We start from the raw sequence: 9,567 nt of genomic DNA, 5'->3' as shown, positions 1-9,567 counted from the left end.
CCATGTTCGGCCCCACCTTGTGGCTCACCCTGGCAACGTTGACAGGCCTTGGCGCGGGGTTCGCACGCGAGTGGCTGCTGGTCGCGGCCTGGGGCGCAGGTGGGCGCAGCGACGGGTTTCTGGTGGCCATGTTTTTGCCCGAGGCGCTGCGCATGGCGTTGGCCGCAGGCTTGCTGAGTGCCGCCGCCCTGCCGCTGTATCAACAACGTTCGCGCACTGAGCAAAGTGCCTGGCTCAGCGCGCTGGCCCCGCGTTTATTGCTGTGCGGGTTGCTGCTCAGTGGCATTTTGGGTTTGGGTTCACTGCTGTGGGTACGCCTGATCGGCCCCGGCCTCGACAGCCAGGGTTATGCGCTGGCGAGTGACAGCTTGCGGATTCTGGCGTGGTGCGCGCCGGGGTTCGTGCTGCACGGGCTGTTCTGTGTGCCTTTACAGGCCCGGTCACGATTTGTGCTGGCCGGGTTGGGGTCGCTGCTGTTCAACCTGCCACCGGTGCTGTACCTGGCACTGCTCAAGCATGATGCCAGCGCCCATGGTCTGGCCTGCGCCTGCGTGCTCGGCAGCCTGCTCATGCCCTCGGTGCTGTTGTTGCCGCTGTACCGCGACGGCTGGAAGCCTTGGCACATCCAGTCCGCGCCCGGCGCCAGCCGCGAACTGTTGCAACGCATCGGTCCTTTATTAAGTAGCAATCTGGCGAGCCAGGGCCTGGCGTTGCTGGAGCGTATGGTCGCGTCACTGTTGGGCGAAGGTTCTGTGACCTGGATCAACCTGGCGCGCAAGCTGATCAACCTGCCGCTGATTGCCCTGATGAGTCTCAACCAAGTGTTGCTCGGTTTGATGAGTGGCAGCGCGGGCGAACAGCGCTTGGGGCTGCTGCGCAAAGGACTGGCCAGCGCCACCTTGCTGACCGTGCCCGCCGTCGCCGGGCTGATTGGCGCAGCAGGCGCATTGGTGCATTTGCTGCTGCCCAACCAGGCGGCGGACAGCCCCTTGCCCACGTTGCTGGCGTGGTTCTCGGTCCCGTTAATGTTTGGCGCCTGGAATGCCCTGCTCGCGCGTTATGCCTATGCCGCCGGGGACACGCGCATGCCGCTCAACTGCGAGCTGATCGGCAGCCTGCTCAATGCCCTATTGCTGGCCGTGCTGCCGTACTTTTTGGGGTTGATCGGCATCGCACTTGCCGCTATTGGCGGGGTGATCCTTACGGGCTTGCTGCTGATGCGTCGCCAACAATTGTTTTCGGTCGTGCCGTGGCGCAGCCATTGGTTACTCGGGCTGGGCATGATGCTGTTGTCCGCCTTACTGCTGCACCCGCTGCACAATATCTGGCTGCAATTGGGCCTGAGCACGGCCTTCGGCGCGCTGCTGATGCTGGCGATGGCAATGTGGTTGCGCCCGTGGCGCCCTGATAAACCGGAGGTTCAATGACATCGCCCCTCAAGGTGGCCTGCATCATCCCGACCTATAACGGGCGCCATGAACTGGAGCGCCTGCTGGATTCGCTGGGGCGCCAGAGCGCTGAATTTGACACTTTTATCGTCGATTCCAGTTCGCGTGATGGCACGTTCGAGCTGGCCGGGTCGCGCTGCAAAAACGTGTTGCGCATCGACAGCAAAGACTTCAACCACGGCGGCACGCGGCAACTGATGGTTGAGCGCAACCCCGGCTACGATGTGTGCGTCTTCATGACCCAGGACGCCTACCTTGAAGACCCGGATGCACTGGCCGCGATTGTGCGCCCGTTTTCTGATCCTCAAGTAGGGGCCGTCTGCGGGCGGCAACTGCCGCATCTGGACGCCGTACCCTTGGCGCAACACGCGCGGCAGTTCAACTACCCGCCCACGTCACAGGTCAAAACCCTCGCCGACGCGCCGCAACTGGGGCTCAAAACGGCGTTCATGTCCAACTCGTTTGCGGCCTATCGACGCGAGGCACTGCTGGCTGTCGGTGGCTTTGCGCAGCACGTAATCCTGTCGGAAGACATGTACGTCACCGCCAAAATGCTGCTGGCGGGCTGGAGCGTGGTGTATGAGGGGCAGGCGTGCTGTCGCCACTCGCACAATTACACCCTCAAGGAAGAGTTTCGGCGCTACTTCGACATTGGGGTGTTTCAGGCGCGTGAGCCGTGGATACGGCAAGCATTCGGCGGTGCCGGCGGTGAGGGATTACGCTATGTGAAATCCGAACTGACGTTTTTGGGGCCGCAACGGCTGCTGAGCTGGCCGGCTTCACTGGTGCGCAACGCCGTCAAACTGGGCGCTTACAAACTGGGGCAACAGGAACATCGCCTGCCCAATCACTGGAAGAAAAAACTCAGCATGAACCCACGCTATTGGGACGGGCCATTTGCGTGAGCTCTCGGCTGCGAGTCTTAATGCTCAAAAGACCGCAGCCTTCGCCAGCGCCTACGTGCGTTTGCTGCGCAGGTCAGCCCAGCACTTCGCTCAGCGGGATAAAGGCGACCCCATCGCCTTCCACCAGCGTGCTGTCTTCCAGCACCTCTACCAGGCCTTCGGCCCATGCTGCACTGCGCAGTACACCCGAACTCTGGTTTTTGTAGATCACCGCCCGCCCTTGCTCCAGACGCCCGCGCAGGTATTCGCGGCGATTGCCGGGTTTGGGCCAGACAAAACCGGCAGGCACTTGAAACTTGAGTGGCTCCACCGCCTGCACACCCTGACGGCGCAATAAATAAGGGCGCGCCAGCAGCGCAAAGGTGACCAACGTCGACGCCGGATTACCCGGTAACCCAATCACCGGCACGCCGCGAAAATGCCCGCAGGTCAGCGGTTTGCCAGGTTTGATTGCCAGTTTCCACAGCGCCAGCTCACCCGCTTCGCGCAGGGCGATACCCAGGAAGTCGGCTTCACCCACCGAAACCCCACCGGTAGACAAAATCAGGTCCACCGCGCCCAGTTCTGCCAGGCGCTGACGGGTCGCAGGCAAGTCGTCCGGCAAGATGCCTGCATCCAGCACTTCGCACCCCAGACGGGTCAACCAACTGCACAGCAGCACGCGGTTGCTGTTGTAAATCTGCCCCGGCCCCAATGGCTGACCCGGCTCGATCAACTCATCCCCGGTGGACAACACGGCCACCTTGACCCGGCGAATCACCTCAAGCGTGGCGCAGCCCAATGACGCAGCCAAGCCTTGCTCAATCGGTCCCAAACGCGTGCCCGCCGGTAAAACCACTTCACCGACCGTGGTCTCCTGGCCTTGTGGCCGAATGTTTTGCCCTTCGCGCAGTGCCTGTGTGAACAGCACCCGTCCGTCGGCCTGCACCTGAGCGTTCTCTTGCATCTCGACGCAATTGGCGCCCGCAGGCACGGGTGCCCCGGTGAAGATCCGCGCGCACGTGCCGCAAGCCAAAGCCTCAGGCGCCTGGCCGGCAAAGATGCGCTGGCTGACGCTCAAAGGCTCACCGCTCCAGTCGGCCAGGTTCAGCGCATACCCGTCCATTGCACTGTTGGGCCACGGCGGCAGGTCAAGGCTCGACACCAAGTCATGGGCCAGCACACGCCCCTCGCACAAGGCCAACGCCAGGACCTCGGTGTCGCGAATCGGCGCCGCTTCGGCCAGCGCCAGCAACCTTGCCAGCGCCACTTCAACGGGCATCAGCTCGCCCGTGCGGCCCGGCTTACCCACGGGTTGGGCAGGCCGCTGCCTGTTTCAAATGGGCCACAAAGTTACACGGGCGATGGCGCGAGTCCAGTTGCTCAGCCAAAATCCCGTCCCAACCCGTGCGCACGGCATTGGTCGAACCCGGCAGGCAGCACACCAGGGTGCCATTGGCCAACCCGGCCAGCGCGCGCGACTGAACCGTTGAGGTGCCGATATCGGCGAGCGAGATATGACGGAACAATTCGCCAAAGCCATCAACGTGTTTGTCCAGCAGGCAACCCACGGCTTCAGGCGTGCTGTCGCGGCCGGTAAAACCGGTGCCGCCGGTGATCAACACCACTTGCACTTGATCCTCAGCAATCCAGTGGGCGACTTGGGCGCGGATTTTGTAGAGGTCATCTTTGAGCAACACCCGTGCCGCCAACTGATGGCCCGCTTCGCTCAGGCGGTCGACAAATACTTGGCCCGAGGTGTCGGTTTCAAGTGTGCGGGTATCGCTCACTGTCAGCACAGCGATGTTTAAAGGGACGAAAGGCGCATCAACCTTGGCTTTCATAGACGAGGTCCAGTTGTAGGAAGAACAGCCCGGTGTTATATCACAGCCCTTCTTTTGCCTGACTGCGCGGAGTCAATTCATGAGCCAGTTCCACTGTTCAATCTTGCTGCTGGCGGGCGGACGGGGCCAGCGTATGGGCGGGCAGGACAAAGGGTTATTGCGCTGGCAGGGCCAGCCCTTGATCAGCCATGCCCAGCGGGTGGCGCGGCCATTGACGGATGACTTGATCATTTCTTGCAACCGCAATCACGCGCACTACGCCGCCTATGCGGACCAGGTGGTCAATGATGGCAACGATGATTTTGACGGGCCGCTGGCCGGTATCCGCGCAGGGCTGGCCGTGGCTCGGCACTCACACCTGCTGGTGCTGCCGTGCGATGTGCCCCGCATCGACACCGACCTGATCCGCGCCCTGTTCGATACGGCGCGCCTGAACCTCGAGCAACCGGTGATGGTGCGCCACGACGAACACTGGGAACCGCTGCTGTGCGTGATCCCCGTCGCACTCAAAGGCGCATTTGACACCGCGTGGCAAAACGGTCAGCGCAGCCCGCGCAACATCATGCTTGAGCTCAATGCACAGGCTTGCGCGTGCGCGCAGAATGATCCCCGGCTGCTCAACGTCAACACCCCGGATTTACTCGAACAAAGCCAATAGCTATCCTTGCGCCACTAGCCAGGGAACTTGCAGACGATGTATACGTCTCAGGGACAGCTACCCATTACGTACATTCATTTGTTGGAGAAACACAATGACTCATCGGACTCTCGCCGCCCTCATGCTCACTGCTGGCCTGGCCGCCCTTGCTGGCTGTGCGTCGCCAACCGTGATCACTCTTAACGACGGTCGTGAAATCCAGGCAATTGACACGCCTAAGTACGATGAAGATTCGGGCTTCTACCAGTTCAAGCAATTGGACGGCAAAGAAACCCGTATCAACAAAGACCAGATTCGCACCGTTAAAGAGCTGTAAGGCTTATGCGTTAAAACAAAACCCGCCCCGTGCGGGTTTTGTTGTTTTGGCGGGCCACACGCTTACCACGCCAGATGGATGCGGCTTTCAAAGTAGCGTTCTTCACCGCTAACCGGGTCGATAAAACGCAACGCCTTGGCCAGCAGCTTCAAGGGCTTGGCGTAGTCATCCTCGGCATCCTTGATCACCTGCGGATAAAACGGGTCGTTGCAGATCCCCGCCCCCAACGCCGCCATGTGCACGCGCAGCTGATGCTTTTTGCCGGTGACGGGGTACAGCGCATAACGCCACAGGTCACCGTTTTTCTCACTCACATCGACCAGGGTTTCAGTGTTGCTGTCGCCCGGCCCTTCCTGCATGCGAAAGAACGGTTCACCGTCTACCAAACGGCTTTTATGTACACGCGGCAGCTCCAGTTCAGGCAAGGCAGGCGCGATGGCTTCATAGCGTTTTTCGATCTTGCGTGTCGGAAACAGCAACTGGTAAGCGGAGCGTGTGGCCGGGTTGGCGGAAAACAACACCAACCCCGCCGTGTGCCGATCAATGCGGTGCAATGGCACCAAATTCGGATTGTCGAGCGTGCGAATCAGACGGCGCAACAGGGTTTGCTCCACGTATTCACCGGCCGGGGTCACTGGCAGAAAGTGGGGTTTGTCGGCCACCACCAAATGTTCATCAGCATAGAGAATGGTCTCTTGGACCGGGATCGGCGTTTCGTTGGGCACTTCACGAAAATAGTGAATACGCAGGCCTTCCTTGTAGGCCAACTGCGCACTGATCGGCGCGCCTTCCGCATCCAGCACACGACCGCGCGCCAGGCGATCAAGCCACTGCTCACGGCTGATCGCCTGAAAGTGTTCACACAAGCAGTCAAGCACTGTCAGCCACTTACCGGGCGGCAGGTAGAGGGTGCTGGCTTGGTGCTCGGCGGCGTTAAAGCGCTGGGTCGACATAAAAAACTCGGGCAGTAAAAAGCAGCCGGGGATTATCGCCCACCGGGCCTGTTCACGAAACCGTCTCAGGAGCAGCCCGTGGCCTAGATGAGGAAGCTCACCACCTGTTCAGTCTCAAAAGGCCAGTCCAACTCTGCGCCTGTATCGACCCGGCGCAACACCGGGATGCGCAGGCCATAGGTTTGAACTTGCCCCTCGCACTCTGCGATATCGACCAGCGCAACCAACAAGCCCTCTTCGACAAGCGGCATTAGCACAGCTTCTGCGACTTCGCACAGGTGGCAGCCAAGGGTGCCCAACAGTTCACATTCGGGGGACATAATTCACGACCTGAAAAATAGGCCGCCATTCTAGGAGCGTTGCCCTATGACGTCGACCCGCAGCCCAGGTACGCCTGTCATTTGGCCGAGTCGGGTTGGCCAGCCGCGCGTTTGACCGCAAAGGTGCGATTGCAAAACGCCGTGGCCCAATCCAGCACCGGCTTTTCGAAAAAACGGTACGCCAGCGCCCCGTAACAGATCACGGCACTCATCATCAGCAGCAGAAAAAACAGATTGTCCCACACGCTGTCAGGCCATGCGCCGATACGCTGCCACACATGCCCGATCACGCCCAACACCAGCAAGTGCGACAGGTAAATCGTGTAAGACATATCACCTGTGAAAATCAGAAACTGTGGCACACGAATCAACTTGCGCCGCTCCAGCAGGGCCAGCGAACCAATCAGCGCGCCAAAAATAACCCCCACCGACACCATGCGCAGCAAGCCTTCGGTGAAGAACAGCTTGAATACGTAGATCAACCCAAACCCGACGGTCAAAGCAGCCATCAAGGTTGCCCAGACCCAGGGCGTTGGCACCTTGACGCTGTGCTTACTGTAAAAAAACAGTGCCAGAGCGCTGCCCATGATGAATTCCAGCGCGTAAGGGTGGAGCATGATTTTCAACGCCGGATTGAAGTCTTGCCAGTTGGCCAACAGGTTGAACGCAATCAGCCCGCACGCCCACAACGCCAGCAATAGCGGCAGGTGTTTTTCTTTGAATAACAACAACCCCGTAAACACCAGGTAGAACCACAACTCAAATACCAGCGACCAGGCCACCATCACCAATAGCACTCGATCATTGGGCAGCAATAAAAACGACATCAAGAGATTGGAGCTGCCATGCGAGGTATTGACCACGCCCGGCAGCGCCAAAGTGACGCCCAGGGTGATAAAAAAATACAGCCAATAATTAGGGTAAATGCGCGACAGCCGATTAAAAGCAAAACGCTGGGTTTGCACCGCGCTCTGAAAGCGGCCACGGGTCACAATCACCATGACAAAGCCACTGATCACAAAAAAAAGATCAACCCCCAGCTGGAAGAAGTCGACCCACGCTGGCAATAAAAGATCACCACCCGAATACTTCGCCTCAACTGACGCCATGTGGAATAACACCACTCCCAAAACGGCAGCGCCTCTCAAGCCTTGCAGGGAATACAGACGTTCCATAACGCTCCTGACGACTACGCTTGTCCAACATCCAATTAAGTAGCTTGGCTGTGAGCATAGCGAAGGACCGTGATTTTGAAATGTTGGCGTTTAATCATGATGTGTGTCAGCGCAAGCCCCTTTGAATTACTGGAAGCTCGCGACTTTTTTTATTCAAACAGACAAGGAAGACCTGCGTGTTTGCCAATTTGTTAATCATCCTCGCCTCCTCACTGGTGGTGATCGCCTTTTTCAGGCGGTTAAAGCTGCCTCCAGTCCTGGGCTATTTGTGTGTCGGGCTGTTTGTCGGGCCTACCGCTCTGGACTGGATCAACGACAGCCCGGACCTGCCCGACCTGGCTGAATTGGGGGTGGTGTTTTTGCTGTTTTCATTAGGGTTGGAGTTTTCGCTGCCCAAAATGCTGGCGCTGCGCAGGGTGGTCTTTGGCCTGGGCAGCCTGCAAGTACTGTGCACCTCGCTGGTGTTGGGGAGCCTGCTGTACGCGTTTGGCATGAGCCTCAATGCCGCCTTTTTACTCGGCGCCGGGCTGGCGCTGTCGTCCACGGCCATCGTCAGTAAAGAGCTGACCAGCCTCGGTGAAATTTTCAGTCGTCATGGCCAAAACGCGATTGGCGTGCTGCTGTTCCAAGACGTGGTGGCGGTGCTTTTACTGACATTAGTGCCTGTGTTCGCAGGCAGCAGCGAGCAAGCCTGGTACTGGGCGTTACCCATCACCTTGGGCAAAACCGTGATCCTGTTTGTCGGCTTGCTATTGGCCAGCCGCTTCCTGTTACCGCGCCTGTTCCACGAAGTAGCCGCCTCGCGCTCCGCCGAACTGTTTGTGTTGCTGGCACTGGTCATCGTGCTGCTCACGGCATGGCTCACCCATTTATTGGGTTTGTCGCCCGCACTGGGCGCATTTTTGGCTGGCATGCTGCTGGGTGAAAGCCATTACCGCCATCAGATCGAAGCGGATATCCGCCCGTTCCGCGACATCTTGCTGGGGCTGTTCTTCGTCAGCATCGGCATGCTCATCGACCTTCAACTGTTTGTGCATGACGGCTTTTTGATTCTGGGCCTGACCTTGACCTTGCTCTTGATCAAAGGGGGCGTGGTCGCTGCGCTGGTCAAGTTGCGCGGCAGCGATGGTGAAACGGCCTGGCGCAGTGGCCTGGCCCTGGCGCAGGGAGGCGAGTTCTGTTTTGCACTGATGGCACAAATGCAAATCAACTCGTTGATCCCGCCCCAGATTGCCAGCTACCTGTTGGCCGCGACCTTCTGCTCGATGTTGTTGACGCCACTTTTACTGCGCGCTGCACCGCAGATCGCCGCCAGCTTGCACCGCAAGTCCAACGAAGAAGCCGAGCTTGAAGAAATCGCCGCGCAGAACGCTGAACTGCACGGCCACGTGGTGATGTGCGGTTATGGGCGGGTGGGTCAGTCCATTGGCCGTTTCTTGCGCAGTGAGCATCATGATTTTGTGGCTTTGGACTACGACCCGGATCGCATTCAAGAAGCCGCCAAAGTCGACAGCTGCGTGCATTACGGCGACGCCCGCCGTGGTGATCTGTTGCGCGCTGTCGGCCTTGACCGGGCGCGCCTGCTGGTCATCGCCGTAGACAACACTGAGGTGGCCATGTGCGTGCTCAAAGAGGCTCGCCTGATCACACTTGATGTGCCGGTACTGGTCAGAACCCGTGACGACAGCCAACTGGCTGAACTGAAGGCTGCCGGGGCGACCGAAGTGGTACCGGAACTGCTGGAATCCAGCCTGATGCTGGCCTCTCATGCCTTGATTCTGCTTGGCCTTTCGGAAAAAACCGTGCGCCATCGAGTGGATGAAGTGCGGCATAACCGTTATCACTTGCTGGAAGGCTGCATTGAAAACCCTGATGCACGCGAGAATCAGGGGTTCACCCGCGAAAATGAATAATTTAAGGTAAGGTTTTTCTCTGATTGAAGGTCAACGCCTCTAACGCCTGCGTCAGC

General features: G+C 59.1%; 10 protein-coding genes. 5 read left to right on the top strand and 5 right to left on the bottom strand.

Annotation, left to right across the window (positions count from 1 at the left end):
• Positions 1 to 2: 2 nt before the first annotated feature.
• Both ACP7A4_RS04385 and ACP7A4_RS04380 read left to right on the top strand, forming a co-directional pair.
• Positions 3 to 1,427: a lipid II flippase MurJ gene (locus ACP7A4_RS04385; protein WP_426245686.1), complete on the top strand. Its 1,425-nt coding sequence runs from the start codon at positions 3 to 5 to the stop codon at positions 1,425 to 1,427.
• Positions 1,424 to 2,353: a glycosyltransferase family 2 protein gene (locus ACP7A4_RS04380; RefSeq protein WP_203302940.1), complete on the top strand. Its 930-nt coding sequence runs from the start codon at positions 1,424 to 1,426 to the stop codon at positions 2,351 to 2,353. The genes ACP7A4_RS04385 and ACP7A4_RS04380 overlap by 4 nt, the downstream gene beginning before the upstream one ends.
• A gap of 73 nt (positions 2,354 to 2,426) precedes the next feature.
• On the opposite strand, the gene glp is transcribed toward ACP7A4_RS04380, so the two are convergent.
• A complete protein-coding gene (gene glp, locus ACP7A4_RS04375; protein ID WP_059762800.1) occupies positions 2,427 to 3,614 on the bottom strand; it encodes a molybdopterin molybdotransferase MoeA in 1,188 nt (395 codons plus the stop codon).
• 22 nt (positions 3,615 to 3,636) lie between these two features.
• A complete protein-coding gene (moaB, locus tag ACP7A4_RS04370; protein WP_048365133.1) occupies positions 3,637 to 4,176 on the bottom strand; it encodes a molybdenum cofactor biosynthesis protein B in 540 nt (179 codons plus the stop codon).
• A 79-nt stretch (positions 4,177 to 4,255) separates the two neighbouring features.
• Between moaB and mobA the strand changes: the two genes are divergently transcribed.
• Positions 4,256 to 4,834 (top strand): molybdenum cofactor guanylyltransferase MobA, encoded by a 579-nt coding sequence (mobA, locus tag ACP7A4_RS04365; RefSeq protein WP_426245683.1) that lies wholly within the window; start codon positions 4,256 to 4,258, stop codon positions 4,832 to 4,834.
• A gap of 94 nt (positions 4,835 to 4,928) precedes the next feature.
• Positions 4,929 to 5,150 (top strand): YgdI/YgdR family lipoprotein, encoded by a 222-nt coding sequence (locus tag ACP7A4_RS04360; RefSeq protein ID WP_048365131.1) that lies wholly within the window; start codon positions 4,929 to 4,931, stop codon positions 5,148 to 5,150.
• Positions 5,151 to 5,212: 62 nt separating this feature from the next.
• On the opposite strand, the gene ACP7A4_RS04355 is transcribed toward ACP7A4_RS04360, so the two are convergent.
• The 3 genes from ACP7A4_RS04355 to ACP7A4_RS04345 form a co-directional block, all read right to left on the bottom strand.
• Positions 5,213 to 6,103 (bottom strand): pseudouridine synthase, encoded by an 891-nt coding sequence (locus tag ACP7A4_RS04355; protein WP_203302937.1) that lies wholly within the window; start codon positions 6,101 to 6,103, stop codon positions 5,213 to 5,215.
• Between the two features lie 83 nt (positions 6,104 to 6,186).
• A complete protein-coding gene (locus ACP7A4_RS04350; RefSeq protein WP_426245680.1) occupies positions 6,187 to 6,423 on the bottom strand; it encodes a glutaredoxin family protein in 237 nt (78 codons plus the stop codon).
• A gap of 77 nt (positions 6,424 to 6,500) precedes the next feature.
• Positions 6,501 to 7,598: an acyltransferase family protein gene (locus ACP7A4_RS04345; RefSeq protein WP_426245678.1), complete on the bottom strand. Its 1,098-nt coding sequence runs from the start codon at positions 7,596 to 7,598 to the stop codon at positions 6,501 to 6,503.
• 176 nt (positions 7,599 to 7,774) lie between these two features.
• Between ACP7A4_RS04345 and ACP7A4_RS04340 the strand changes: the two genes are divergently transcribed.
• Complete coding sequence (locus tag ACP7A4_RS04340; protein WP_426245676.1) at positions 7,775 to 9,511, top strand: cation:proton antiporter; 1,737 nt, start codon at positions 7,775 to 7,777, stop codon at positions 9,509 to 9,511.
• The last annotated feature ends 56 nt before the right edge of the window (positions 9,512 to 9,567 follow it).

This window comes from Pseudomonas sp. TWR3-1-1 (assembly GCF_049896545.1).
GTDB classification, from domain to species: domain Bacteria; phylum Pseudomonadota; class Gammaproteobacteria; order Pseudomonadales; family Pseudomonadaceae; genus Aquipseudomonas; species Aquipseudomonas weihenstephanensis.
Note: the sequence above shows the minus strand (reverse complement) of the source record. Positions and strands in the feature narration are given on the sequence as shown.